Below are 26,037 nucleotides of genomic sequence, written 5' to 3'. Positions count from 1 at the left end.
CGACGAGAACGAACAGGAGCCACCACCATGTGGAAGATCACCCTCGCGGGCCTGCGGGCCCACCGCCGGCGCCTGCTGGCGACCAGCCTGGCCGTCGTCGTCGGCGTCGCGTTCCTCACCGGGACGCTCGTCCTCGGCGATGCGATGACCAAGGGCTTCGACGACCTCTTCGGCGAGCTCAACGCCGGCACCGACGTCGTCGTCCGTCCCGCCGGCGCCTCGTCCGCGGACGAGGCGATGGGCGCCGGCACCCTCGACGCCGCGGTCGTGGACCGGATCGGCGACGTCCGGGGCGTCGAGGCGGCCTACGGCTCGATCGTCGGGATCGGCCAGCTGCTGGGCGCCGACGGCGCCCGCCTCGGCGGTGACGGGCCGCCGACGCTCGCCATGAACTGGGTGCCCGACGACGAGGTCAACCCGTTCCGGCTCGTCGACGGGCACCTGCCCGAGGCGTCGGGTGAGGTGGTCGTCGACAGGGCCACCGCCGCCGACGGAGGGCTGCGGATCGGCAGCACCACGACCCTGCTGACGCCCGCGCCCGTCCAGGTGACCGTGGTCGGCCTCGCCACCTTCGGCGAGGACGACGGCGCCGGGACCGCCAGCACGACCTGGCTGTCGGACGATGACGCCCGCACCTACCTCGCCGCCGGTCAGGACCGGGTCTCGACCGTGGCGGTCGTCGGCGCGACCGACGTCGACGCCGACGAGCTGCGCCAGCGGGTCGCGGCCGCGCTGCCGAACGGCGCCGAGGCCATCACCGGCACGGACCTCGCAGCCGAGCAGAGCCAGGCGATCGACGAGGACTTCCTCGGCTTCCTCCGCACGTTCCTCGTCGTGTTCGCCGGCGTGGCGATCCTCGTCGCCACCTTCAGCATCCACAACACGTTCTCGGTCGTGGCCGCCCAGCGGCAGCGCGAGTGGGCGCTGCTCCGTGCGGTCGGCGCGACCCGGGGCCAGGTCGTCCGCTCGACCGCGGTGGAGGTGCTGATCGTCGGCGTCGTCGCCTCGATCATCGGGATCGGCGCCGGCCTCGGACTCGCGTCGCTGCTCAAGGCGGCGCTCGACGGGATGGGCATGGACGTGCCGACCGGCTCGCTCTCGCTCACCGGCGGCACCATCGTCGTCGGCATGGTCGTCGGCGTCCTGGCGACCCTGGTGGCCGGCCTCGGTCCGGTGATCGCCACGTCGCGGGTGCGGCCCATCGCCGCCCTCCGCGACGGCGAGGCCGAGCGCCTCCACATCGGTCGGGTGCGCACCGCCATCGGTGGCGTGCTCGTCGTCGGCGGCGGCCTGCTGATGGCGGGGCCGGCGCTCGGCTGGTGGGACGGCCCGGTGGCCCGGGTCGGCCTCGGAGCGCTCGGCGTCCTCGTCGGGGCGCTGCTCCTCGCCCCCGTCCTGGCCGTGCCGGTGACCCGTGCCCTCGGCACCCCCGTCGCCGCCCTCCGCGGCGCCCCGGGCCGCCTCGCCCGCGAGAACGCCACCCGGAACCCGCGGCGCACCGCCCGGATGGCCACGGCGCTGCTCGTCGGCGTCGGCGTCGTCACCGTGTTCATGGTGTTCGGCGCCTCGGCGACCGGCTACGTCGACCAGTCCCTCGCCCGGTCCGTCCGCGCCGACCTGGTCATCCAGGACGAGGGCTTCAGCGGTGCCGGCCTGGCCCCGGACCTCGGACGGGAGATCGCCGCGATCGACGGCGTCGAGCACGTCGCCGGCCTCGGGTGGGGCACGGTGGCCCTCGAGCCCGGGGATGCCGGGCCGGGCGGGGCGTCCTCCGCGACCGACGAGGGCGACCGATCGCTCGACGTCACCGTCGTCGACCCCTCCGAGCTCGCCGCCGTCAGCGACATCGGTGTCCGCCGGGGCGACCTGGCCGCGCTCGCCGACGACGAGATCGCGGTGTCGAGCGAGGAGCTGGCCGAGCGCGGCTGGCACCTGGGCGACACCGTGCCGTTCACCTTCCCCGACGGCGCCGTCGAGCCCGCACGGGTGGCGGTCGAGTTCGAGCACACCGACATCGTCGACGGGGTGCTCCTGCCGCTCGGGACGTGGTCCCGTCACGTGGCCCAGACCACGGACGCCATCGTGATGATCGGGCTCGCCCCCGGCGCCGACGAGGCGGCGGTGCGGTCCCAGGTCGACGCCGTGGCGACGGCCGTCGGGGCGCCCGAGTCGATGGACCACGGCGAGTACGTCGACATGGCCGCCGGCGAGATCTCGCAGATCCTCGGGATCGTCTACGTCCTCCTGGCGCTGTCGATCGTGATCGCCCTGATGGGCATCGCCAACACGCTGTCGCTGTCGGTCATGGAGCGCACCCGTGAGCTCGGGCTGCTCCGGGCCGTCGGGGAGACCCGGCCCCAGGTGCGGTCGATGGTCCGCTGGGAGGGCGTGATGGTCGCCGTGCTCGGCACCGCGCTCGGCATGGCGATCGGCCTGGCCGTCGGTTGGGCGCTCGTCGGGGCGACCGTCGGCGCCGAGCTGGACGGCGTGTTCCGCGCTCCCGTCACCGGGCTGGTCGTTGTCGCCGTCGTCGGTGCGGTCGCCGGCGTGCTCGCGGCCTGGCGCCCCGCCGGCCGGGCGGCCCGGATGGACGTGCTCCAGGCGATCGCCTCGAGCTGACGGCCGGCTCCCGCTCCGGCCCGGGTCACCCCCCGACGGTCCCGAGCCCGTCCTCCCGCTCAGACGGCGCGGAGGGCGGGCTCGGCCGCGTCGACGGCGTGCTCGAGCCGGCGGATGGCCAGGATCTCGTCGGTCCGGAAGCTCGCCATCCGCACGCTCCAGCAGTCGACGGTCGGCCGGCCGTCGGTGCGGAAGAAGGTGGTCATCGAGCGCTCGGGCTCGTAGGCGTCGGCGCCGGTGACCCGTTCGACCGTGCCGTCGCGGAGGGTCACGTCGAAGGCGGTCGGGACGGTGGTCGAGCCGTCGCCGGGGTGGTCGATGAGCAGCGTGGTCATGGCGATCACCGTACGGAGCGCCGGCTGTGGATCGATAGGGCCGCAACCGTGTGATCTTCCGGTGTCCTGCCTGTGGTCGAACGGTGTGCAACCGCACTCCCGCGGTGGACGGCCGTCCGGGAGGCGGGGGTGGACGGCCGTCCGGGAGGCGGGGGTGGACGGCCGTCCGAGAGGCGGGGGTGGACGGCCGTCCGGGAGGCGGGGGTGGACGGCCGTCCGGGAGGCGGGGTGGGCCGTCCGGGAGGCGGGGTGGGCCGTCCGGGAGGCGGGGGTGGACGGCCGTCCGGGAGGCAGGGGACGGCCGGTCAGCGGGCGTGCTCGGCCGCGACCGCCTGGGCCCAGCGGTAGTCCGCCTTGCCGGACGGCGAGCGCACGAGCGCCGGCAGCCGCACGACCGCCTTGGGCAGCTTGTAGCGGGCGAGGTGCTCGGCCGCGGTGCCGCGCAGCTCCTCGTCGGACACCTCGGCGCCGTCGCGGAGGTGCACGAGCGCCACGACCTCCTGGCCCCACCGCGCCGACGGCCGGCCGCAGACGACGGCATCGAAGACCGCGGGGTGGGTCTTGAGGGCCGTCTCGACCTCCTCGGCGAAGACCTTCTCGCCGCCGGTGTTGATGCACACCGAATCGCGGCCGTGCAGCTCGATCGTCCCGTCGGCCCGCAGCCGGGCCCGGTCGCCCGCGACCGCGTACCGCACGCCGTCGACCTCGGGGAACGTGGCTGCCGTCTTGACCGGGTCGCCGAGGTACCCGAGCGGGACGCGACCCGACTGGGCGAGCCAGCCCACCTCGGGATCGCCGGGATCGAGCCGCCGCACCTTCGCCTCGTCGAGCACGACGGCGGTCGACGACGGGGCGAAGCCCTTCGCGGCGTCGTCGCCGGCCCGCACGTTGGACACGCCCTGGCGCCCGGACTCCGTGGAGCCGAGCACGTCGACGATCGTCAGCCCCGGGACCAGGTAGAGCAGCTCGGCCTTCAGCGCGGGGGACAGGACCGCACCGCCCGACAGCAGGTGGCGCAGCGACGACAGGTCGGGGGACCGGCCCTCCGCCCGGGCCGTCGCCAGCGCGTCGGCCAGCGGACGGGCGACGGGGTCGCCGACGACCAGCAACGAGGTCGCCCGGTGCCGCTCGACGGTGCGGAGGAGGTCGTCGGGATCGAGGTGCTCCGGGTGGTCCTGGATGATCACCGTGCCGCCCGCGATCCAGCACGACAGCGCGTTCCAGTGGGCGGCGCCGTGCATCAGCGGGGGAGCGGGCAGGGCCCGGAGCGTCGACCGATCGGCCGCCTCGACGATCTCGTCCATCGACGTGAAGTCGGACCCGTCACGCCTGCGGACGCCGAGCGCGGCCACGAGGAAGTCCTCCTGGCGCCACATGGCCCCCTTCGGCATGCCGGTCGTGCCGGCCGTGTAGCAGAGGTACAGGTCGTCGCCCGACCAGCCGTCGACGAGCTCGGCGGGCAGGACCACCTCGGCGCCGGCGGGCGCGACCGCGGCGAGGGCGGCCTCGTAGTCGACCGCCCCGGGCAGCAGGCCGTGCCCGCTGCCGTCCGCGACCTGCAGCACGACCGCCGGGGGCCGGGCCAACGTGGGCAGCACCTCGGCGAGCGTCGGGGTGAAGCACTCGTGCACGACGATCGCCGCGGTGGCGGCGTCGTCGAGCAGGTAGCGCAGCTCCTCGGCGACGTAGCGGTAGTTGACGTTGAACGGCGCGCCGCGGGCCTTCCACGCCCCGACCATGCCCTCGAGGTACTCGTTGCCGTTGTGCAGGTAGAGCGCCACGTGGTCGTGGACCGAGTCCCACCGATCGCCCGACCCGAACGGCGCCCGGACGCCGAGGCCCGCGTCGTGCAGCACCGTCGCCAGGCGCCGGGTGCGGTCCCGCACGTCGGCCCAGGTCAGCCGCCGGTCCCGGAACACCAGGCAGTCCCGGTCCGGGTGGGCCGCGGCGACCGCCTCGGTGATCGACGCGACGTTCAGCTCCACCGACCGCTCCGCTCCACCCGTCGGCCCCGTCGACCACCGCTCAGCCGTGCCATCGGCCGACATGCTGGCAGGATGCGTCCATGAGCGACACCTCGCCGACCACCGTCGTCCGACTGGAGCGCCTGGCTGCCGACGACGACCCGCTGGACGCCGGCGTCAGGGTGCTGACCCTCGACCGCCCGGAGCGCCTCAACGCGATGGACGGCGCCCTGATCGACCAGCTCCACGAGCGGATCGCCGAGCTCCGGACCGACGAGGGGGCCCGTGTCGTGATCCTGACCGGGGCCGGACGGGGCTTCTGCGCCGGGTTGGATCTCTTCGACGCCTCGCCGACCGCGTCGGCGTCTCCCGAGGGCCGTGGTCCGGTCCAGCGCGGGATGGACCTCCAGCAGCGGATCGCCACCCTGGTCCCGGCCCTCCGAGGGCTCCGGATCCCGGTGATCGCCGCCGTCAACGGCCCCGCCGCGGGCGGCGGGCTCGCCCTGGCGCTCGCCTCCGACGTGCGCATCGCCGGTGGCAGCGCCCGCTTCAACGTCGCCTTCGTGCGGATCGGCCTGTCGGGCTGCGACATCGGTGTGTCCTGGCTGCTGCCCCGGCTGATCGGGGCGTCCCGGGCCTGGGAGCTGATGCTGACCGGCCGCCTGGTGGACGCCGAGGAGGCCGACCGGATCGGCCTGGTCACGAGGGTGGTCCCCGACGAGGAGCTGCTCGAATCGGCTGTCCAGACCGCCCGCCTCATCGCCGCCAACAGCCCGACCGGCGTGTGGATGACCAAGGAGGTGGCGTGGTCCCAGCTCGAGGTCGGCAGCCTCCAGGCCGGCATCGACCTGGAGAACCGGACCCAGATCATGACCTCGTTCACCGAGGACATGGCCGAGGCCGCCACCGCCTTCATCCAGAAGCGCCCTCCGCAGTTCCGGAACCGCTGATGCCGGGCCCGTCCACGCGGCCGGCCTGGTCCGCCGCGGCCGCGGCGCTGGCCGAGCGCGACGCGGTGCTCGCCGGGCTCCACGACCGGCACGGGCCGCCCCGCCTCCCGAAGGGCCCCGCGGCCCAGCAGCGGTTCGAGGCGCTGGCGTCGTCGATCGCCTACCAGCAGCTCGCCGGCCGGGCCGCGGCGACCATCTGGGGACGCGTCGTCGACGCCGTCGGGCGACCCTTCACCCCCGAGGCGGTGCTCGACGCCGGCCCCGACGCGCTGCGGGCCGCCGGCCTCTCGGGCGCCAAGACCGCGGCGCTGCTCGACCTGGCGCTCAAGGTCCACGACGGCACCGTCCGGCTCGACCGGATCGGCCGGCTCGACGACGACGCCGTCGTCGAGCACCTGACCGTCGTCCGGGGGATCGGCCCGTGGACGGCCCACATGTTCCTCCTGTTCGACCTGCGCCGCATCGACGTGTGGCCGGTCGGCGACTACGGCGTGCGCGCCGGGCTGGCGCGGGCGCACGGCTGGGACGCCGTCCCCACCGAGAAGGAGATGCGTTCGCTCGGCGACCCGTACGCCCCGTACCGGTCCGTCGTGGCGTGGTGGTGCTGGCGCGAGGTCGACACCGTCACGCCGTCGACCTGAGCCGGCTCGGCGTCGCCCCACGAGGGTCGCGACGGGCCCCCGCCCAGCGGATGGGGAAGACTCGCCGGATGGAGCTCCGCGACCGGGACAGGGAACGGATCGACGGCGCCTGGCTGGACGAGCGCCTGCGGGCCACCGAGCACCTCGACCAGCTGCGGCGCGACGAGTTCTCGCGGCTCGACGCGCAGGGGCACGTGTACCTCGACCACACCGGTGCCGGGCTCTACCCCGAGTCGCTGGTGCGCGACCACCTCGAGCTCCTGCAGGGCGAGGTGCTCGGCAACCCGCACTCCGACAACCCGACGTCGAGGCCCATGACCGAGATGGTCGAGCGGGCCCGCGCCGCCGTGCTGCGCTTCTGCTCCGCCGATCCCGACGAGTACGCCTGCGTGTTCACACCGAACGCCACGGGCGCCATCCGGCTCGTCGGCGAGTCGTTCCCGTTCGCACCCGACCGGCCGCTGGTGCTGTCGAGCGACAACCACAACTCCGTCAACGGCGTCCGCGAGCACGCCCGCCGCGCCGGCGCGCCCGTCACGTACGTGCCCGTGCTCACCCCCGACCTCCGGCTCGACGACGACGCCCTGCGCCGGGCCCTGGCCGGGCCGCCGGGGCTGCTCGCCTTCCCGGCCCAGTCGAACTACTCCGGCGTCCAGCACCCGTACCCGTCGGGCACCGCCGGCTGGCGCGTGCTGCTCGACGCCGCCGCCTACGCACCGACCAACCCGCTGCGGCTCGACCGCCACCGCCCCGACTTCGTCTCGCTGTCGTTCTACAAGGTCTTCGGCTACCCGACCGGCGTGGGCGCCCTGATCGCCCGCAAGGAGGCCCTGGCGGAGCTGCGACGACCGTGGTTCGCCGGTGGGACGATCGCCGTCGCGTCGGTCGCGGCCGACGGCCACCGGCTCGTGCCGGGCCACGCCGGCTTCGAGGACGGCACGCTCGACTTCCTGTCGCTGCCGGCGGTCACCGCCGGCATCGAGCTCATGGAGCGGATCGACGTGCGGGCCGTCCACGACCGCGTCCAGGTCCTGACCGCCTTCCTGCTGGAGCGACTGCAGGCGCTCCGCCACGCCAACGGCTCGCCGCTCGTCCGGGTCCTCGGGCCCTGGGAGCCGGTGGACCGCGGGGGCACCGTGGCGTTCGTCCTCGCCGACCCGCACGGGCGGGAGGTGCCCGACCGGCTGGTGGCGCAGATGGCCACCCGCGCCGGGATCTCGCTGCGCACCGGCTGCTTCTGCAACCCGGGGGCCGGGGAGACCGCCCGGGACGTCGCGGCCGAGGACATCCGGCCGTTCCTCGACCTCCCGGCCGGGACGACCGTCCCGGTGTCGCTGTGCGAGGTGGACCAGGCCTTCCGCGAGCGCCGCGACGTGGGCGTCAGCGCACTGCGGGTCTCGCTCGGCATGTCGTCCAACCCGTCAGACGTCCGGGCGCTCGTCGCGCTCCTCGAGGGCCTGCTCGACCGCGGCGTCGACGAGCTCGGCGCGCCGCCGCCGGTGCCACCGCTGTCGGCCGACACCGCCTGAGCAACGCCGACGCCGCGTGAGCACGGCCGACGCAACCCGAGCGCCGGCCGGTGCTGGACAGCGCCGGCGCCCTCACGGACGGCGAGACGAGCTGTCAGCGCGTCAGTGGACGCCGGGCTCCGCCACGGGGGTCTCGAGCGGGAAGTGGCAGGCCACGTAGTGCTCCTCGGCCACCTTCTGCATCTGCGGCTCGGCGCTCGCGCACAGCTCCTGGGCCCGCGGGCAGCGGGTCCGGAACCGGCACCCGGACGGCGGGTCGAGCGGCGACGGCAGCTCGCCGCCGAGGTGCTCGGTCGCCGACGCGTCGATCGACGGGTCCGGCATCGGGATCGCCGCCACCAGCGCCTCGGTGTACGGGTGGGCCGGGTGCGCGTAGAGGACGTCGGGCGGGCCGATCTCGCACATCTTGCCCAGGTACATGACCGCCACGCGGTCCGACACGTTCTTCACGACCGCCAGGTCGTGGGCCACGAAGACGAGCGTCAGCCCGTAGCGGGCCTTCATGTCCTCGAGCAGGTTCAGGATCTGGGCCTGGACCGACACGTCGAGCGCCGAGACCGGCTCGTCGCAGATGATCAGCTGCGGGTCGGTGATCACGGCCCGGGCGATCGAGATGCGCTGGCACTGGCCGCCCGAGAACTCGTGCGGCTTGCGCTCCGTCGCCGCCACCGGGTCCACGCCCACGGCGGTCAGCACCTCCTCGACCTTGCCGGCCCGTGAGGTGGCGTCGCCCGTCTTCCAGATCGACAGCGGCTCGCCCACGATCTGCGACACCGTGCGCCGGGGGTTCAGCGAGCTGATCGGGTCCTGGAAGATCATCTGCATCCGGGGGCGGAACTTGCGCAGGTCGGCGCCGGCCAGCGCGGTCAGCTCGGTCCCGTCGAGGCGGACCGAGCCACGGGTCGGCCGGGGCAGCTGCATGATCGCCTTGCCGGTCGTCGACTTGCCGCAGCCCGACTCGCCGACGAGGCCGAGGGTCTCGCCCTGGGCGACGTCGAACGAGATGTTGGCCACCGCCGAGACCTTCTGCTTGCGACCGGCGGGGAAGTCGACGACGAGGTTCTCGACCCGGAGGAGCACGTCCTCGGCGGCGCGCAGGTGCGCGGAGCCGCTACCGGCCATCAGCTGTTCCCTCCTGGGGGCGTCGCGCCGTCGGTCGGCCCGGTCACGGGCGGCGGGGGCGGCGGCGGGGTGGGCGGCACCTCGGTGCCGGCGGCCGGCGGCGCGGGTGGCGGCGTCGGCGGCGCAGGCGGTGGGGTGGGCGGCACGGCCGTGGCCCCGTCGGGCGGGGGAGCGACCGCCATGAGGCGCTGCGCGGCCAGGCGGTCCTTGATCTCGAGCGTCTCGGGCGACGACACCGGGTAGAAGCAGGCGAACACGTGGCCCGGGGTGTTCGGGTTCTCCTGGAGCGTGGGCGTCTCGACGTGGCAGCGCTCCCGGGCGTACGGGCAGCGGGGGCTGAACGGGCAGCCCGCCGGCGGGTTCACCAGGTCGGGCGGACGACCGCCGATGGCGGCGAGGCGCGTGTGCGACGGGTCGCCGAGCTTCGGGATCGCCGCGAGCAGCGCCTCGGTGTACGGCATCTGCATGTCGGCGAACAGCGCGTGCGTCGGCGCCCGCTCCACGATGCGGCCGGCGTACATCACCGCGATCTCCTGCGCCCGGGACGCCACGACGCCGAGGTCGTGGGTGACGAGGATCATCGCCATGTAGCGCTCTCGCTGCTGCTCGGCGAGCAGGTCGAGGATCTGCGCCTGCACGGTCACGTCGAGCGCCGTCGTCGGCTCGTCGGCGAAGAGCAGCTTCGGGCCACAGGCCAGGGCGATCGCGATCACGACCCGCTGGCGCATGCCGCCCGACATCTCGTGCGGGTAGGCGGAGAAGCGCTGCTCGGCCTCGGGGATGCGAACCGCCTTGAGCAGGGCGACCGCCGTCTCCTTGGCCTCGCCCTTGTCCATGTCGAGGTGGTACCGCAGGGACTCGGTGATCTGGTTCCCGACCTTCATGACGGGGTTGAGCGCCGTCATCGGGTCCTGGAACACCATCGCCATCTCGGTGCCCCAGAGCTCGCGGTAGCCCTCGGCGTCGAGCGCGGAGATGTCCTTGCCCTCGAACACCACGGTGCCCGAGCGCTCCGCCGTCGACGGCAGCAGGCCCATGATCGAGCGGGACAGCACCGACTTGCCCGAGCCCGACTCGCCCACGATGCCGAGGCAGCGGCCCCGCTCGAGCGAAAAGGACACGCCGTCCACGGCCCGCACGAGGCCGCGGGGCGAGCGGAATTGGGTGGCCACGTCCTGCACGTCGAGCAGGGGTCCGGAGCCGGGCACGCCCGTGGCGGTCCGGCCGTCGATCACGTCTGGGCTGGTCACAGCACGCTCTCCCGCACCTCGAAGCGCTTGCTGACCACGTCGGCCAGGTAGTTCAGGGCCAGCACGGTCAGGAACAGCACGACGATCGTGAACATCACGATGTGCGGCGCCCGGTTCAACTGGTCCTTGTTCTCGGAGATGATGTTCCCCCACGACGGGGTGGGGGGCTGGACGCCGACGCCGAAGAGGCTCAGTCCGCCCTCGGCGACGATGGCGATGCCCACGCCGAGCAGCGAGATCGACAGCATCGCGGGGAACACGTTCGGGAGGATGTCCCGGAGCATGATCCGCCAGTTCTTGGCGCCCATCGCCCGGGCCGCCAGCACGAACTCCCGCTCGGACCAGCTCAGGGTGTTGGCCCGGGTGATGCGGCCGAGGATCGGGATCGACACGATGCCCAGGCCGAGCACGACCACGCCGATGCGCTGCACGCTGCTCACCTGGTCGCCCGAGGAGAGTACCGTCACTAGGGACAGGGCCAGGACGAACTGCGGGATCGCCAGCAGGATCGTCATGATCGGCGTGATGATGGCGTCGACCTTGCCCCGGAAGAAGCCGGTGGCCAGGCCGAGGAGGCCGCCGATCACGAGGCCGAAGGCCACGGCCCCGAAGCCGATCGCGAACGACGCGCGGGTGCCGTAGATGATGCGGGCCAGGAGGTCCCGGCCGTTGGCGTCGCCACCGAGCAGGTGGCCGCTGACCGGGCCCTGGCGGGCGATCTCGGCGAACGACTCGTTGGGGTCGGGGATGAAGGGCAGCAGCGGGGCGAAGATCGCCAGCAGCAGCAGGCCGACCAGCCAGATCAGCGCGATCCAGGCGGCCACGCCCATGCCCCTGCGCCGCCGCCGCCCGTCGGCGGGGACCGGCTCGAGCTGGTCGGAGTCGACCGCGAGCCCGTAGACCTCGATCGACGGATCGAGGTTCATGATCGACGGGTCGCGGGTGGGGACGGGATCAGTTGCCGGCATGTCGGATCCGTGGATCGAGGACGGTGTAGAGGATGTCGACCAGGAAGTTCACGACCACGTAGAAGATCGCGATGATCGCCACGATCGACTGGAAGGCCACGATCTGGCGTGTGGCGATGGCCTCGCCCATCAGGTAGCCGAGGCCGGGGATGTTGAAGACGACCTCGATGATCAGCGCGCCGCCGATCAGCGTGCCGATGTTGAGGCCGGCCACGGTCAGCAGCGTCAGCGACGACGGGCGGAGGGCGTGGCGGAACAGGATCCGCTTGGTCGTGATGCCCTTGGCCTTGGCCATCGTGATGAAGTCCTGCTGCAGCGTGGCGATCATGTCGCTGCGCAGCAGGCGCATGTAGACCGCGACCTGGCCGACCGCCAGTGTGATCGTCGGCAGGATCATCGACCGCACGTGGTCGGGGACCGACTCCTGCAGCGCGGTGTAGCCACCGGTGTCGGCCCACCCCAGCTTGACGCCGATGTAGTACTGCAGCACGAAGCCGAGCGCGAACGTGGGGATCGCCAACATCGCGAACGCGGACGTGTTCGACAATCGGTCGAACCACGTCCCCTGCCGGTAGGCGGCGATCACGCCGACCGGGATGGCGATGATGAGCGCGAGCACCTGTGCGTAGACCATCAGCAGGATGGTCGGCGGCAGCGAGTCGACGACCCGTCCGGAGACGGGTCGGCTCGAGCTCACCGTGTAGTAGTTGCCGAGGTCGCCCGTGACGAAGCCGCCCAGCCACTCGCCGTAGCGGACGATGAAGGGCTGGTCGAGGCCCGTCTCCTCGCGGACCAGCTCACGCTGCTCGTCGCTCCCGAACGGGACCAGCACCTCGACCGGGTCGCCGGGCAGCAGCTCGAGCAGGAAGGACGCGAACAGCGTGACGAGGATGACGGTGATGACCAGCTGTACGAGCTTCTTCGCGATGCCCACTGATGCAGTCGTCCTGTCGCTGGGAGGGGCGGGTGGAGGATCGGAGGGTGGAGAGGTGCCGGTGAGCCGGTGGTGAGGCGCCCGAGCGTACCCGGGTCACCTCACCACCGATGTCAGCTCAGCCCTGCGAGATCCACATCGCGCTCACCGGGTGACCGGTGGCGAGACCGGGGAACGGCTTGCCGCCGTCGGGCAGGTCCGGGCCGTACACGCCGTGGACGTCGGGCGCCGAGGCGACGTCCCAGATCGTCCAGTTCAGCCACGAGTCCCACACCTGCTCGCCGAAGCGCTTGTTGACGTCCTCGTAGATCGTCGCCGCCTTGGCGCTGTCGGACTCGAGTCGTCCGGCGTCGAGCAGCTTGTCCATCTCGGGGTCCTTGAACTTGCCGAAGTTCACCGGCGAGCCGCCCTTCCACCAGACGTACTGGAGGTCCGGGGCGCCGCCCGGGTGGTTCCGCCACGCCATGGCGTTCCAGTCCGAGCCGAGGGCCGTGTTGATGAGCGCCGCCTGCTCGACGGTCTTGAGGTTCACCTTGAAGCCGGCCTTCTCGACCTGCTCCTGGATGAATTGCGCCGACTTCACGGTCGACGGGTCCGGCGTGGTGAGCACCGTGATCTCGAGCGTCTTGCCGGTCTCCTGCTCGTACTTCGCCGCGTACTCCTTGGCCTTGTCCAGGTCGTACTTGGGGAAGCCGGCGTCCTCGAGGTAGCCGACCGAGCCCTCGGCGAACGGACCGGAGGCCACCTTCGTCAGGCCGAGGTTGCGGACCTGGTTGAAGGCGTCGCGGTCGACTGCGTAGGCGGCGGCGAGGCGGGCGTTGATGTTGTCGAAGGGGGCCTTCGACGAGTTGAACATCACGTACGCGACCTCGGCGAACTTGTCGGACTCGACGAGGGCGACCTTGCCGTTGTCCTTCTCGGTCCGCAGCCGGTCGATGTTCTCCGGCGTCGAGGTGTGCATGGCGTTGAGCTCGCCGGCGAGCAGCGCGTTCACACGGGCGTCACCGTCGGGGATCGGCCGGTAGGTGATCTCGTCGAGGTACGGCAGCTGGGTGCCGTCGGCGTCCTTCTGCCAGTAGTCGGGGTTCTTGACCGCCGTCAGGTGGTCGTTGACCTTCCACTCCTGCAGCTTGAACGGGCCGGTGCCGATCAGGTTGCGGTCACAGGTTGCCGGGTCGTCGAGCTGCGCCTGGGCGATCATGCCCAGGCGGCCCGAGCTGTGCAGGTAGGCCGGGAACGCGGGCCACGGGGTCTTCGTCGTGACCTGCACCGTCAGCGGGTCCACCACGCTCACGCCCGAGATGTTGTCCAGCACGAAGACGAACAGCAGCGGCTTCCGGGCGGGGTAGGCGCCCCGGTAGGCGTCGAGGTTGTTCTTCACGACCGTGGCGTCGAGCGCCGAGCCGTCGTGGAACTTCACGCCCTCGCGCAGCTTGATCGTCCACTGCGTGAAGTCGGCGTTGGGCTCGACCGACTGGGCGAGGAACGGCTGGTAGTCGCCGTTCTCGTCGGGTGCGGTCAGCGTGTCGTAGATGGTGCGGGCGACCTGGATGCCTGCGATCGCCAGCTGGCCCTCGGGGAGGCACCAACCGCCGCTGTTCTCGGCCTCCAGGCCGTAGGTCACGGACCCGCCGCTGACGGGCTTGCCGGCGTCGGCGTCGCCGCCACCACCGGAGCCTCCGCTGCCACTGTCGTCACTGCCGCCGCCGCACGCAGCGGCGATGACCGCCAGCGCGAGCGCGCCGGCCGCCAACCACGACCAGCGAGAGCTCCTCGAGCGTCGTCGAACCACCGTTGTACCCCCTGGGTGTGAGTGACCTGGTCCGTCGGAATCCGGCCCCGCCGTGACGGCCTTCACAGGTCAGGTGGGCGCACTTTAGTGCTGCTCGCGACACTGTCAACGCGGCTCGCCACCCCTCGGACGAGCCATCCGCGCGCACCGTGCCGGTGCGCTCACGCCCTCAGGAGGCCCCCGCGAGCGGCAGCGCGTCGCGGTACCCGTGGGCGAATCCGATCACCGTGTCGACGTAGGTCTGGCTGCGGTTGTACGTGAGGTAGGCGGACCGGAGCCCGGCCTCGCCCGACAGGTCCCCGCTCCGGCAGAGGTACGCGCCTGCGCCGAGCGCGGCGTCGTACACGTTGTCGGGATCGGCCCGGCCGTCCCCGTTGCCGTCCCGCCCGACCGTCCGCCACGTGCTCGGGAGGAACTGCATCGGCCCCACCGCCCGGTCGGTCGTGGCGTCGCCGTCCAGCGCGCCGCCGTCGCTGTCGGCCACCACCCGGAACCCGTTGGAGCCGTCGAGCGGCGGGCCGAGGATCGGCGGCGTCACCGCCCCGTCGGCTGCGACCTCGCTGCCGAGGTAGGTGCCGTGGCGGCTCTCGGTCCGGCCGATGCCCGCGAGCGCCCACCAGCTCACCCGGCACCCCGGGTCGGTCAGGGCCAGGGCGCGCTGCGCCCGCCAGTACGCGTCCAGCGCGACGGTCGAGATGTCGGTGCCGTCGACCGTGGCGTTCAGCCGGGCGCTGGTGACCGCCTCCTCCGCGGACGCCACCGCAGCCTCGTCGGCCTGGACGTCCGCGGTCAGCTCCGTCGCCCGCGTCGTCAGCTCGTCGACCCGGCCGCCGAGCCGTTCGCCGCCGCGCGCCAGCCGCTCGACCTCGGCGCGGAGCGCATCGGCCCGCGCCGACAGGAACGCGACGGCGTCGCCCGCCGCCCCCGCCGCCGCGTCGCCGAGGACCGCCTGGCGCCGGAGCTCCTGCAGCTCGTCCGCACCGAGGGCGGGGTCCATGGAGCGGTCGTCCGCAGTGCCCGACACGAACCACTCCGCCGCGATCGCCCGGACGGCCCGACGCCGCACCTCGAGCGCGGCCTCGACCTTCGCCAGCTCGGCCCGGCGGCGGCCGAGCAGCCCGGCGGTCGCCCTGGCCTCCTCCTGCACCGAGCCCAGCGACCGCTGCGTGTCGGCCAGGTCGGCCACGTCGCGGTCGCGCGTCGCCATCGCAGCGTCCCGGCGGGACTCGGCCGCGTCGAGCGTGCGGGAGCTGGCGGGCAGCGCCGCCACCTCGGGGCTGAGCCCGACCGGCACCGGGGGCGGCGGCGCCGGCTGCGACGGCAGGAGGAGCGCAGCGCCCAGCACGAGCGCCGCGCCGATCACCGCCACGCGCCCCGGTGCTCGAGCACCTTCCTCATCACGGTGGGCTTGTCGGTGATGAGGGCGTCGACGCCGAGGTCGAGCAGGCGGTGCGCCTCGGCCGGCTCGTCGACGGTCCAGACGTGGACCTGGACGTCACGGGCGTGGGCAGCGTCGACGAACGCCTGGGTCACCACCGTCACGTTCCGATAGGCGATGGGGACCTGGACGCACCCGAAGCGGGGGCGGCGACCGCGGCGCCGCGCCACCGGCACCCGCGACGCGGCCAGCAGCGCCGCGACCTCGCGCGGCCCGCCGGCGGTGCACAGGTCGGGCCCGAGCAGCGCCCGCACCCGCGCCAGCCGCTCGTCGGAGAACGCGCCGATGTTCACGCGGTCGACGGCGTCGTGGCGGCGCAGCGCCCGGGCCAGGGCGATCACCGCGCCGTCGGACTTGGGGTCGATGTTCCACCGGACGTCGGGGAAGGCGCCGAGCAGCTCGTCGAGCGTCGGGATCGGATCGGTCCCGCCGATGCGCACCTCGCGCAGCTCGGCCGCGGTGTGGGCCGCCACCGCCCCGGTGCGGTCGGTGACCCGGTCGAGCACGTCGTCGTGGAAGGCGAACAGCTCGCCATCGGCGCTCACGTGGACATCGGTCTCCAGGTACCGGTAGCCGGCATCGACCGCGGCCGCGAAGGCCCGCGCCGTGTTCTCCGGCGCGACCTCGTCACCGCCCCGGTGGGCGAGCGCGAACGGCGTGGGCCCGTCGAGGAAGGCGTACCGGGACATCCGTTCGAGGCTACCGGCGAGGTCGGCCCGGGCTCCCTGCGGGGGCGGGCCGGGCCGGCCCCAGATCGTGCGGCGGGCTCAGATCGTGCGGCCGGCGGCGGCCCAGTACTCGTCCTTGAGGAGCCGCTTGTAGAGCTTGCCGGTGGGGTGGCGGGGGAGCTCCTCGCGGAAGTCCACCGAGCGCGGGCACTTCACGTCGGCGAGGTGCTCGCGGCAGAACGCGATCAGCTCCGCCGACAGGGCGGCCGCCTCGTCGTCGTCGGCGGGCATCTGCTCGGGCTGGACGACCGCCTTCACCTCCTCGCCGAAGTCGTCGTTCGGCACGCCGAAGACGGCCACGTCGAGCACCTTCGGGTGCATCGTCAGCACGTTCTCGGCCTCCTGCGGGTACACGTTCACGCCGCCGGTGATGATCATGTAGGCCTTGCGATCGGTCAGGTACAGGAAGCCATCGCTGTCCACGTAGCCCACGTCGCCGAGCGTCGACCACCCGTCGCGCAGGTACGACTCGGCCGTCTTGTCGGGGTCGTTGTGGTAGCTGAACTGCGCCTCGGACTCGAAGTAGACGGTGCCGGACTCGCCGACGGGCAGCTCCTCGCCGTCGTCGCCGACGATGTGCAGCGTGCCCACGATCGGCTTGCCGACCGTGCCCGGGTGCGCCAGCCAGTCCTCGGAGGCGGTGTAGACGAAGCCGTTGCCCTCGGTGCCCGCGTAGTACTCGTGCAGGACCGGGCCCCACCAGTCGATCATCTGGCGCTTCACCGTCACCGGGCACGGCGCGGCGGCGTGCACCGCCACCTGGATCGACGACACGTCGTAGCCGTCCCGGACCTCCTGGGGCAGCTTCAACATCCGCACGAACATGGTCGGGACGAACTGGCCGAACGTGACCCCGTAGCGCTCGATGTTCGCCAGTGCCTGCTCGGCGTCGAAGTGCTCCATCACGACGACCGTGCCGCCGGCACGGTGCACCTGCATGCAGAACCGCAGCGGGGCGGCGTGGTACAGCGGCGCGGGGGACAGGTACACGGTGTCGGGGTTCGCCCCGAACAGCCCGGCCACCAGCATGTACAGCGCGTCGGGCGTGCCGAGCGGGACGTCGCGCAGCGGCACCTTGACGCCCTTGGGCCGGCCCGTCGTACCCGAGGAGTAGAGCATGTCCATGCCCTCGACCGCGCCGGGCAGGTCCTCGGCCGACTGCGACGCCACCGCGTCGAGGAACGGCTCGTAGCCCGGCACCGTGCCGTCGAGCATGAAGCGCTGCTCGACCAGCGGCGTCGCCTCGGCGACCGCGCCGGCCACGTCGGACTTGTAGGCCGACGTGATGAAGACCTTCGCCCCGCAGTCGTCGACGATGTAGGCGATCTCCTCGGCCGTGAGCCGCGACGAGATCGCCGTGTAGTAGAGCCCCGCGTAGTGGGCGCCCCAGGCGATCGACAGGAACCACGGGTGGTTCTCCATGCAGAACGCCACGTGGTCGCCGGGCCCGAGCCCGAGGCTGCGGAACAGGTGGGCGATGCGGTTGGCGCGCTCGTGCAGCTCGGCGTAGGTGACCTCGGCCGCCGGCGCACCGTCGGCGCCCACCACCCGGTAGGCGATCGCGTCCGGCCGGCTCGCTGCGTGGACCCCCGGGAAGAACCTGTCGTCGCTCATGGGCGGCACGGTACCCGTGCGCACCGGGAGCGGTCCGGGCGGTGGCGGTGGCCCGTGCGGGACCCGCCCACGTGGGCGACCCGCCCCGCCGGTACGGTGGCCGCGTGGATGCCGTCGCCGAGTTCGGGGCGCTCGTCGCCGCCGGCGGCCGGCCGCTCGACCGGGCCCTCGCCCTGGTCGCCTCCGTCGGCCGACCGGAGGTGGACGCCGGCGCGCTCGTGGCCCGCATGGACGAGCTCGCCGCCGACCTGCCGGGGACCGACGCCGCCGGGCTGTGCGCCGCGGTGTTCCGGGGCCTCGGCTTCACCGGCAACCGCGACGACTACTACGACCCCGACAACAGCCTCCTCGACCGCGTGCTCGATCGCCGCACGGGCATCCCCATCACGCTGTCGGTGCTGGCGATGGAGCTCGGCCGGCGCCGCGGCGTCGACCTCGTCGGCGTCGGCATGCCCGGCCACTTCCTCCTGCGCGCCGCCGACGACCCCGACCTGTTCCTCGACGCGTTCGACGGCGGTCGGGTGCTCGACGCCGACGGCTGTCGGAGCCTCTTCGCCCGGATGCACGGCGGCTCCACCCCGTTCACCGACGAGTACCTCACGCCGAGCGAGCCCGCCGAGATCGTCGTCCGCGTCCTCAACAACCTCCGCGCCGCCCGGCTGCGCCGCGGCGACCGCCAGGGACTCGCCGACGTCCTGCGCCTGCAGGCCGTGCTGCCCGGCGCCGGGATCGCCGAGCGACGCCAGCTCGCCGGGGTGCTCGCCGCCGAGGGCCGGTTCCTCGAGGCGGCCGACCTCTACGACGGCCTGACGGACGACGACGAGGCGCGCGCCGACGAGCACCGGGCCGCAGCCGTCCGGCTCCGCGCCAACCTGAACTGACCACCGCCCCGACCCGCCGGCAGGGCGGGCCAGGACGTGCGGCGATCCTGCGGTCCGGTCCCCGGCCGTAGCCTCCGGGGATGATCGACCGGGAGATCAAGCGCTCGCTGGGCCAGATGATGAAGGGCGTGCAGGTCGTCGGCGCCGCGCACGACGGGCTGGTGCGGGCCTACACCTCGCACTGGGTCTGCCAGGTCAGCTTCGAGGAGCCGATCGTCATGGCCTCGGTGTCGCCCAAGCACGACACCCACCCGCTCATCCGCGACAGCGGGCGGTTCGCGGTGTCGATCCTCGCCGGCGACCAGGTGGCAGCCGGGCAGTACTTCTCGTACCCGGGCCGGAAGTTCCGCTACCTCGCCGACGAGCTCCTCGAGCTCAACCCCTCGGGCCTGCCGGTCGTCGTCGACTCGATCGCCTGGCTCGAGTGCGAGGTCCTCGAGGTGAAGGAGGGCTGGTCCGACGGGACGCCGGCGGACCACCACCTCTTCTTCGCACGGGTCGTCGAGGTCGGCCCCGGCCGGCTCAAGGAGCCGCCGCTCCTCTACTCGTCCCGCCTCGGGTGGCGGATCGCGGGGGACAAGGCCAGGGAGCCCGGCACGTCGATCCGCGACCAGCTCCTCGAGCGCTTGGAGGCCTCGGGGCTGGCGGTCGACGACGGCGACGACGACGGGGAGGACTGACCCTCACCGCGGGGGACGACGGCATGGCACGACGTGTGCGCCGCCGTCGACCGGACTAACTTGACCGATCGGTCAAGCCGCACGCCGCGGCGCTGCGCAACAGCCCAGGGGGTCCTGCCGATGTCGCTCACCGACGAGTCCGTGGAGACTGCCGTCGATCCCGACGAGCAGCGCGTGATCGAGGCCGTGGACCGGCTGCTCGCCGAGCACCCGCCCGCGGACACCCCCGAGCAGGAGTTCCTCGAGGCGCAGTTCGACGCAGGGCTCGCCTGGGTGCACTTCGCCGAGGGCGACGGCGGGCTCGGCCTCAGCCCCAAGCTCCAGAAGACGATCGCCGAGCGCATCAAGGCGGCCGGCGGACCGCTCGGCGGGGCCAAGAACCCGATCGGCTACGGCATGTGCGGCCCCGCCGTCGAGACCCACGGCACCCCCGAGCAGAAGCAGCTGCTCCGCCCGCTCTTCTCGAACGAGCACATCTGGTGCCAGCTGTTCTCCGAGCCCGGCGCGGGCTCCGACGTCGCCTCGCTCGCCATGCGGGCCGAGCGCGACGGGGACGAGTGGATCGTCAACGGCCAGAAGGTCTGGACGACCCTCGCCCACATCTCGAGCTACGGGCTCGTGATCTGCCGCACCGATCCCGACCTCCCCAAGCACCGCGGCATCACCGCGTTCATCGTCGACATGCACGCGCCCGGCGTCGAGGTCCGTCCGCTGCGCCAGATGACCGGCGAGGCCGAGTTCAACGAGGTGTACTTCACCGACGTCCGCATCCCCGACTCCATGCGCGTCGACGACGTCGGCCGCGGCTGGGGCGTCTCGATCACCACGCTGATGAACGAGCGTGTGTCGATCGGCGGCGGCACCCCGCCCCGGGGCTCGGGCCCGATCGGCCAGCTCGTCGAGGAGTGGCAGCGCTCCGGCTCCGACGACCCGGTCATGCGCGACACGATCACGCAGCTGTGGATCCAGGCCGAGGTCAACCGCCTCACCAACCTGCGCGCCGCCGCCAACCGCAAGGCCGGCACACCAGGGCCCGAGGGATCGGTCGCCAAGCTGGCCATGGCCGAGCTGAACAAGCAGATCTACTCGGTCGCCATGGACGTGCTGGGCCCCGAGGGGATGCTCTACAGCTCCTACGAGCTGGTCCGGCCCCGGCACGCCCTCTTCACCGACGACATGCACAAGAACTTCCTACGGGCGCGCGCCAACTCGATCGAGGGCGGCACCTCGGAGGTCCTGCGCAACATCCTCGGCGAGCGGGTCCTCGGCCTCCCCGGCGACGTGCGGGTCGACAAGGACCTGCCCTGGACCGACGTCCCGCGGTCGTAGGGGTCCGCGCCTCGGTGCGGTGCGCCGGGCGCTCCGGCGGCCGGTCCCGCTCGGCGGGTGAACACCTCGTGAAGCCCACGGCGGTGGCGCCGGTTCCCCGACAGGGGGGCATAGCGTGGAGCCATGCCCCGACGCACGAAGATCATCGCCACGATCGGGCCGGCGTCGGACTCGCCGCCGGTGCTGCGCCGTCTCGTCGAGGCCGGCATGGACGTGGCCCGCATCGGCCTCGCCCACGGCACCCTCGACGACGCCATGGCGCGCTACCGCTCGGTGCGCGCCGTCGCCGCCGAGCTCGAGGCACCCGTCGGCGTCCTCGTCGACCTGCCCGGCCCGAAGGTGCGGCTCGGGACCTTCGGCGACAACCCCGTCCGCCTCGACACCGGCAGCCCGCTGACCCTCGTCCCCGGGCTCGACACCTCCGACACCGCCGTGCTCGGCGTCGACTACGCGGACCTGCTCCTCGACGTGCACCCGGGTGACTCCCTCGCCGTCGGCGACGGCAGCGTGGTGCTCGGCGTCGAGTCCGTCGACGGCGACTCGGCCAAGGCCACCGTCCTGCACGGCGGTCCCGTCCAGGGCCGGCCAGGGCTGCACATCCCCTCGGACCGCCTCAGCATGTCGACCCCGACCCCCGAGGACCTGCGCCTCGTCGACGCGTTCGTCGACGAGGGCGTCGACATGGTCGCCATCAGCTTCGTCCGGTCGGCCCACGACATCCGCCGCATCGGCACCGAGCCCCACCCGCGAGGGCCGCTGATCGTCGCCAAGATCGAGACCCGGGCCGCGGTCGAGAACCTCCAGGGGATCATCGAGGCCTCCGGGGCGATCATGATCGCCCGCGGCGACCTCGGCACCGAGCTCGGCATCGAGGAGCTCCCGCACCTCCAGAAGCAGATCACCCGGGACTGCATCAGCGGCGGCAAGCCGGTCATCACCGCGACACAGATGTTCGAGTCGATGATCACCTCGCCGTCGCCCACCCGGGCCGAGGTGTCCGACGTCGCCAACGCCATCTTCGACGGCACCTCCGCCGTGATGCTGTCCGCCGAGAGCGCCGTCGGCGAGGACCCGGTCAACGCCGTCGCGACCATGAGCCGCGTCGCCGCCCGGGCCGACCAGGAGTTCGACTACGACGCCTGGGCCCGCCGCATCCGGCTCCTGCGGAAGTCCGCCGTCGGCGACAGCGCCGAGGCCCGCCTCACCGACGCCATGACCGCCGCGGCCTGGCGGGCCGCGACCGAGATGGGCGTCTCGGCGATCATCTGCATCAGCGAGACCGGCTTCACCGTGCGGTCGATGGCCCGGTTCCGGCCCGCCATGCCGATCATCGGCTTCAGCCCCAACGAGCGGACGCAGCGGCAGCTGACGATGAGCTGGGGCACGATCCCGCTGCGCGCCCCGCACGCCGTCGACTCCCTCGGGCTCATGGACGACCTCGTCGTCGCCACCCGCGACGCCGGCTACGTGAAGACGGGCGAGATCGTGGCCGTCCTCGCCGGCGTCGGCTCCCGGTCCCGCTCGACCGACATGCTCCGGCTCGCCCAGGTCCCCTGAGCGCGCCCGCCCCGCTGAGCCGCCACGTCGTGGACGGCCTCGGCGTGCTCCGCCGGCGCCCCGAGGCGCCCGATCCCGGCCGGCCGGCCGTCGTCCTCGTGCACGGCGCCATGGACCGCGCCGCCAGCTTCGGCCGCACGATGCGGCGCCTCGGCGACCTCGACGTGAGCGCGTACGACCGCCGGGGCTACGCCACCTCGCTCGACGCCGGGACCGCCGTCACGCTCGACGAGCAGGCCGCGGACCTGATGGCGATCGCCGAGTGGACCGGCGCGCCCACCGTCGTCGTGGTCGGCCACAGCTTCGGCGGGACCGTGGCCATGCGGGCGGCCGAGTCCGACCCGCGCCGGCTGGTCGGACTGGGCGCCTTCGAGTCGCCGGTGCCCACGCTGGCGACCTACCGGTCCGACGGCGCCGACCTCGCGCTCGACGCCGCCGAGGCCGGCGGGCCCCCGGCCGCGGCCGAGGCCTTCTACCGCCTCGTCGTGGGCGACGCGACATGGGACCGGCTGCGGGCCGCGGACCGCGACGCCCGGCTCGCCGAGGGCGACCAGCTCGTCGCCGAGCTCCTCGACCTGCGCCGGCCGTCGGGCACCCCCGACCTGTCCCGGGTCCAGCTGCCCGTCGTCGTCGGGGCCGGCGGCGCGAGCCACGAGGGGTGGAAGGCCTCGGCCGTCGAGCTGGCCGAGCGGCTGCCGCACGCCTTTTACGTCGAGATCGCCGGGGCCGGCCACGGCGCCCACCTGTCGCACCCCGACGAGTTCGCCCGCTACGTCCAGCGCTGCGTCGACGCCGCCACCTGAGCGGCGTCCACCGCGCCGCCGCCCGGTCGTCGCCCCGTGGTCACCGTCACGTCGCCCCGCGGCCACCAGCCGGGCCACGGCACCCCCTAGCCTGCGGGGACGTGGCCACGCTCAAGTCGCTGACACGCCGCAAACCCCGAGTCGCCTTCGTCCTGTCGGGCGGCGGCAACCTGGGCGCGCTGCAGATCGGCATGCTGCGGGCCCTGACCGAGCACGGGATCGTCCCCGACGTCGTCCTCGGATGCTCCGTCGGGGCGATGAACGGCGCCGCGTTCGCGCTCGAACCGAACCGCAGCGGCGTCGACCGGCTCGAGGAGCACTGGACCACCGGGATCTCGGTCATGCCCCCGTCTCGGCTGCCGTCCGTCCTGCAGATGATCCGCAAGGGCGAGTCGCTGCACAGCAACGACAGCCTCCGCCGGGGCCTCGAGATCCTGCTCGGCGCCACCCGGCGGTTCGAGGACCTGCAGCTGCCCTTCGAGTGCATCGCCGCCGAGGTCGACACCGCCGCCGAGCACTGGTTCACCGAGGGCTACCTCGTCCCACCGGTCCTCGCCTCGGCCGCGCTGCCCGCCGTGTTCCCCGTCGTCACGATCGAGGGCACGCGGTACGTCGACGGCGGCGTCGTCGACAACGTACCGATCTCCCGCGCGGTCGAGCTGGGCTGCCGTGAGATCTACGTCCTGCACGTCGGTCGCCACGGCCGACCCGACGCCGAGATCCGCCGACCGATCGACGCGGCCATGCAGGCCTACTGGGTGGCGCGCAACGGGCGCTTCGCCCGGGACCTCGCCGCGCTGCCCGACGGCGTCGAGGCCGTGATCCTGCCGCCGGGCCGGCGCCCGGAGATCCGCTACGACGACTTCTCGCGCACGCCCGAGCTGATCGCCCAGGGCTACGACAACTCGATGCCGTTCCTCGACGAACGGGCCGAGCTCGACACCGAGCGCCGGATCCGCAGCGACGTGCTCCGGCCGCTCGAGCGCTGGATGGTCTCGGCCCGCAACCGCTCGTGGCGCCAGGAGGCCCAGCGCGCCGCGGTCGATCCCGGCGGCGGGATCGTCACCGCGCCACCGGCCGGCGGCGACGGCGCCGAGGTCGACGGCGACGGCGACGGCAACGGGGCGGGTGTGCCGGGTGGTACTGGCCCCGTGCCGGATCGCGGGGCCACGCCGCTGCCGCCCGACGGCGAGCGCCCCGAGTGAGCCCGGTTACGCTGCGCCGATGGCCGACCAGCCCGTCAACCTGAGCGCCTCCGGGCCGCCGGAGACCGTCCTCGACCCTGAGCCGGCGGACGCCGTCGCCGCGCTGGACGCCGCCCTCAACGGTCCCGAGGAGGGCCGCCGGAAGGCCGTCGCCGCGGTCGTCGCCGACCACCCCCGGTTCCTGGCCGGCTGGGCGGAGCTCGGCGACCTCGGTCGGGACGACATCGAGTCCTACGCCTACTACCGCATCGGCTACCACCGCGGCCTCGACAGGCTGCGGGCCTCGGGTTGGCGCGGCACGGGCTACGTCCGGTGGGCGCACCCGACGAACCGCGGGTTCCTGCGGGCCCTCGACGGTCTCCGCGGTGCCGCTGCCCGGATCGGCGAGGTGGACGAGGAGGAGCGCTGCCGCCACTTCCTGGTCCAGCTCGACCCGGAGCGGTACTCGAGCGCCCTCGACGACGCCTGAGCTCAGGGTTCCGTTCGGGGCAGCCGGCCCCGCGCCGTCGGCTCGCGCTCATGGAACGCTCGGTGGCAGGGCGCACATCGCTGGCGCGTCTGGTCGGTGACCGTGTGGCCCGTCTCCGAGAACGGGGGGTCGTGGTCGTACTCGAGCAGCTCGGCGCTCCCGCAGTCGATGCACGTCGGCGTCCGCTCGTCGATCACGGCGCGCTGGCGTGCCGTCGGGTGGCGCCTCGTGTTGGTGGCGTCGATCGGCTTGCCGTCGACGTCGTGGATGAGCGCCCGGATCATCGCCGTCGGCACGAGCTGCGCCACCGCATGTGACGCGACCGGTGTGCCGTCGTGGAGGGTGCAGCCGTCGGCCCGGACGTGCAGCACCACCTGCGTGTCGACGATGGCGCCGGGGCCGTTCGTCATGAGGTCCTCCAGGGCGAGTGCCCGCTGCCGGGCGAGGCTGGACCGATCACCCGCCGGGACGATGCCCTGCCGGACGCGCAGGTCCACGGCGGTGTGGATCGCCTGGATCGCGATCATCGGCGCCCGCACGACAATGCGGCCCATGCCGTCGGGCTCGACCGTGCGCCAGTACCCGGTGCGACGCCGGTGGCGCTCGTCGGCCGTGTCGGGGTCCTCGTTGTCGCCGCACCAGCCGGCCAGGGCCGCCGCCACGTCGTCGCACGGCAGGTCCGCCACCAGCCCGATGAGCTCGGCCTGACGATCGAGGTGGTCCACCGCGATCCGGGTCAGCGTGCGAACGCTGGCGTACGAGAGCTGCCCGGCGGCGTACGCGGCAGCGACCTCGGGGAGCTGGACGAGCGCTTTGGAGATGCGCAGCCACTCCCGCGCCGTGCCGACGTTCACCCGCAGGTGCTCGGCGACCCAGTGGGCACACGTCCGGGCGCCCTTGCGGGCCCACTCGCCCGAGGCGTCGAACGGGGCGAGCGCGGCGATGAGGCGGCGACGGGCGGTGTCCATGCCGCCGCCGGCGGCCAGGATCCGCGCCGCCCAGTCCGCACCGGTCGCGGCCTGTCGATCGTCGGGCATGCCGTCTCCCCGGACCGGCGCGCCGAATGCGCCGCACCACCGTTCGGGGAAGGGCCGCCGCGCCGATCCGGCTGCGGCGCCCGCAGCGTAGGCACCGCCCCCGACACTCACCCTCCGTGGCCGTCACGCGTCGGCCGACGCGCGTCCGCCACGCACCGTGGCCGCGTTCCACTGATCCGGGACCGGAGCGTC

22 protein-coding genes are annotated in these 26,037 nt (G+C 73.4%); 11 read left to right on the top strand and 11 right to left on the bottom strand.

The features are described from left to right. Positions 1-27: 27 nt before the first annotated feature. Positions 28-2,619 carry an ABC transporter permease gene (locus tag LH044_RS02705; RefSeq protein ID WP_227758260.1) on the top strand — a complete coding sequence of 864 codons (2,592 nt, stop codon included), beginning with the start codon at positions 28-30 and terminating at the stop codon, positions 2,617-2,619. A 59-nt stretch (positions 2,620-2,678) separates the two neighbouring features. Here the strand turns inward: LH044_RS02705 and LH044_RS02700 are convergent, their stop codons facing one another. Next, the gene (locus LH044_RS02700) at positions 2,679-2,954 is read right to left on the bottom strand and encodes a hypothetical protein (RefSeq protein ID WP_227758259.1); all 276 of its coding nucleotides are present in this window, start codon (positions 2,952-2,954) and stop codon (positions 2,679-2,681) included. Between the two features lie 305 nt (positions 2,955-3,259). Continuing rightward, positions 3,260-4,939 carry an AMP-binding protein gene (locus LH044_RS02695; protein ID WP_227758258.1) on the bottom strand — a complete coding sequence of 560 codons (1,680 nt, stop codon included), beginning with the start codon at positions 4,937-4,939 and terminating at the stop codon, positions 3,260-3,262. A gap of 80 nt (positions 4,940-5,019) precedes the next feature. Here LH044_RS02695 and LH044_RS02690 point away from each other — a divergent pair, with 80 nt between their 5' ends. From LH044_RS02690 to LH044_RS02680, 3 genes are all read left to right on the top strand, one after another. Further along, positions 5,020-5,868, top strand: coding sequence for an enoyl-CoA hydratase/isomerase family protein (locus tag LH044_RS02690; protein ID WP_227758257.1), 849 nt, complete (start codon positions 5,020-5,022; stop codon positions 5,866-5,868). Continuing rightward, on the top strand, positions 5,868-6,509 hold the full coding sequence (locus LH044_RS02685; protein WP_227758256.1) for a DNA-3-methyladenine glycosylase family protein: 642 nt from the start codon (positions 5,868-5,870) through the stop codon (positions 6,507-6,509). The genes LH044_RS02690 and LH044_RS02685 overlap by 1 nt, the downstream gene beginning before the upstream one ends. Before the next feature lie 68 nt (positions 6,510-6,577). Beyond that, positions 6,578-8,038, top strand: a complete 1,461-nt coding sequence (locus LH044_RS02680) for an aminotransferase class V-fold PLP-dependent enzyme (RefSeq protein ID WP_227758255.1) — start codon at positions 6,578-6,580, stop codon at positions 8,036-8,038. Positions 8,039-8,140: 102 nt separating this feature from the next. Here LH044_RS02680 and LH044_RS02675 read toward each other — a convergent pair whose 3' ends face one another. The 8 genes from LH044_RS02675 to LH044_RS02640 form a co-directional block, all read right to left on the bottom strand. Beyond that, entirely contained in the window at positions 8,141-9,160 is a 1,020-nt protein-coding gene (locus tag LH044_RS02675) for an ABC transporter ATP-binding protein (protein WP_227758254.1), read from the bottom strand. Beyond that, entirely contained in the window at positions 9,160-10,410 is a 1,251-nt protein-coding gene (locus tag LH044_RS02670) for an ABC transporter ATP-binding protein (RefSeq protein WP_227758253.1), read from the bottom strand. Before LH044_RS02670 ends, LH044_RS02675 begins: the two co-directional genes overlap by 1 nt. Next, on the bottom strand, positions 10,407-11,378 hold the full coding sequence (locus tag LH044_RS02665; protein ID WP_227758252.1) for an ABC transporter permease: 972 nt from the start codon (positions 11,376-11,378) through the stop codon (positions 10,407-10,409). The genes LH044_RS02670 and LH044_RS02665 overlap by 4 nt, the downstream gene beginning before the upstream one ends. Continuing rightward, entirely contained in the window at positions 11,365-12,312 is a 948-nt protein-coding gene (locus tag LH044_RS02660; RefSeq protein ID WP_227758251.1) for an ABC transporter permease, read from the bottom strand. Before LH044_RS02660 ends, LH044_RS02665 begins: the two co-directional genes overlap by 14 nt. Before the next feature lie 118 nt (positions 12,313-12,430). After that, positions 12,431-14,104 (bottom strand): ABC transporter substrate-binding protein, encoded by a 1,674-nt coding sequence (locus LH044_RS02655; RefSeq protein ID WP_227758250.1) that lies wholly within the window; start codon positions 14,102-14,104, stop codon positions 12,431-12,433. Positions 14,105-14,273: 169 nt separating this feature from the next. After that, positions 14,274-15,473, bottom strand: a complete 1,200-nt coding sequence (locus LH044_RS02650) for a lytic transglycosylase domain-containing protein (protein WP_227758249.1) — start codon at positions 15,471-15,473, stop codon at positions 14,274-14,276. Then, positions 15,464-16,231 carry a glycerophosphodiester phosphodiesterase family protein gene (locus LH044_RS02645; RefSeq protein WP_227758248.1) on the bottom strand — a complete coding sequence of 256 codons (768 nt, stop codon included), beginning with the start codon at positions 16,229-16,231 and terminating at the stop codon, positions 15,464-15,466. The genes LH044_RS02650 and LH044_RS02645 overlap by 10 nt, the downstream gene beginning before the upstream one ends. 78 nt (positions 16,232-16,309) lie before the next feature. Continuing rightward, positions 16,310-17,884, bottom strand: a complete 1,575-nt coding sequence (locus LH044_RS02640; protein WP_227758247.1) for an acyl-CoA synthetase — start codon at positions 17,882-17,884, stop codon at positions 16,310-16,312. Between the two features lie 104 nt (positions 17,885-17,988). Here LH044_RS02640 and LH044_RS02635 point away from each other — a divergent pair, with 104 nt between their 5' ends. From LH044_RS02635 to LH044_RS02605, 7 genes are all read left to right on the top strand, one after another. Further along, positions 17,989-18,765, top strand: a complete 777-nt coding sequence (locus LH044_RS02635; protein WP_227758246.1) for a SirB1 family protein — start codon at positions 17,989-17,991, stop codon at positions 18,763-18,765. A gap of 80 nt (positions 18,766-18,845) precedes the next feature. Beyond that, the gene (locus tag LH044_RS02630) at positions 18,846-19,445 is read left to right on the top strand and encodes a flavin reductase family protein (RefSeq protein ID WP_227758245.1); all 600 of its coding nucleotides are present in this window, start codon (positions 18,846-18,848) and stop codon (positions 19,443-19,445) included. A 120-nt stretch (positions 19,446-19,565) separates the two neighbouring features. Continuing rightward, positions 19,566-20,774: an acyl-CoA dehydrogenase family protein gene (locus tag LH044_RS02625; RefSeq protein ID WP_227758244.1), complete on the top strand. Its 1,209-nt coding sequence runs from the start codon at positions 19,566-19,568 to the stop codon at positions 20,772-20,774. A gap of 123 nt (positions 20,775-20,897) precedes the next feature. Further along, on the top strand, positions 20,898-22,331 hold the full coding sequence (gene pyk, locus LH044_RS02620; RefSeq protein WP_227758243.1) for a pyruvate kinase: 1,434 nt from the start codon (positions 20,898-20,900) through the stop codon (positions 22,329-22,331). 29 nt (positions 22,332-22,360) lie between these two features. Continuing rightward, entirely contained in the window at positions 22,361-23,134 is a 774-nt protein-coding gene (locus tag LH044_RS02615) for an alpha/beta fold hydrolase (RefSeq protein WP_227758242.1), read from the top strand. A 101-nt stretch (positions 23,135-23,235) separates the two neighbouring features. After that, complete coding sequence (locus tag LH044_RS02610; RefSeq protein WP_227758241.1) at positions 23,236-24,339, top strand: patatin-like phospholipase family protein; 1,104 nt, start codon at positions 23,236-23,238, stop codon at positions 24,337-24,339. 19 nt (positions 24,340-24,358) lie between these two features. Beyond that, entirely contained in the window at positions 24,359-24,808 is a 450-nt protein-coding gene (locus tag LH044_RS02605) for a DUF3151 family protein (protein ID WP_227758240.1), read from the top strand. A gap of 2 nt (positions 24,809-24,810) precedes the next feature. On the opposite strand, the gene LH044_RS02600 is transcribed toward LH044_RS02605, so the two are convergent. Next, positions 24,811-25,845: a DUF222 domain-containing protein gene (locus LH044_RS02600; RefSeq protein ID WP_227758239.1), complete on the bottom strand. Its 1,035-nt coding sequence runs from the start codon at positions 25,843-25,845 to the stop codon at positions 24,811-24,813. Positions 25,846-26,037: the final 192 nt, after the last annotated feature.

The sequence above is a fragment of the Dermatobacter hominis genome (assembly GCF_020715685.1).
Lineage (GTDB): Bacteria > Actinomycetota > Acidimicrobiia > Acidimicrobiales > Microtrichaceae > Dermatobacter > Dermatobacter hominis.
Note: the sequence above shows the minus strand (reverse complement) of the source record. Positions and strands in the feature narration are given on the sequence as shown.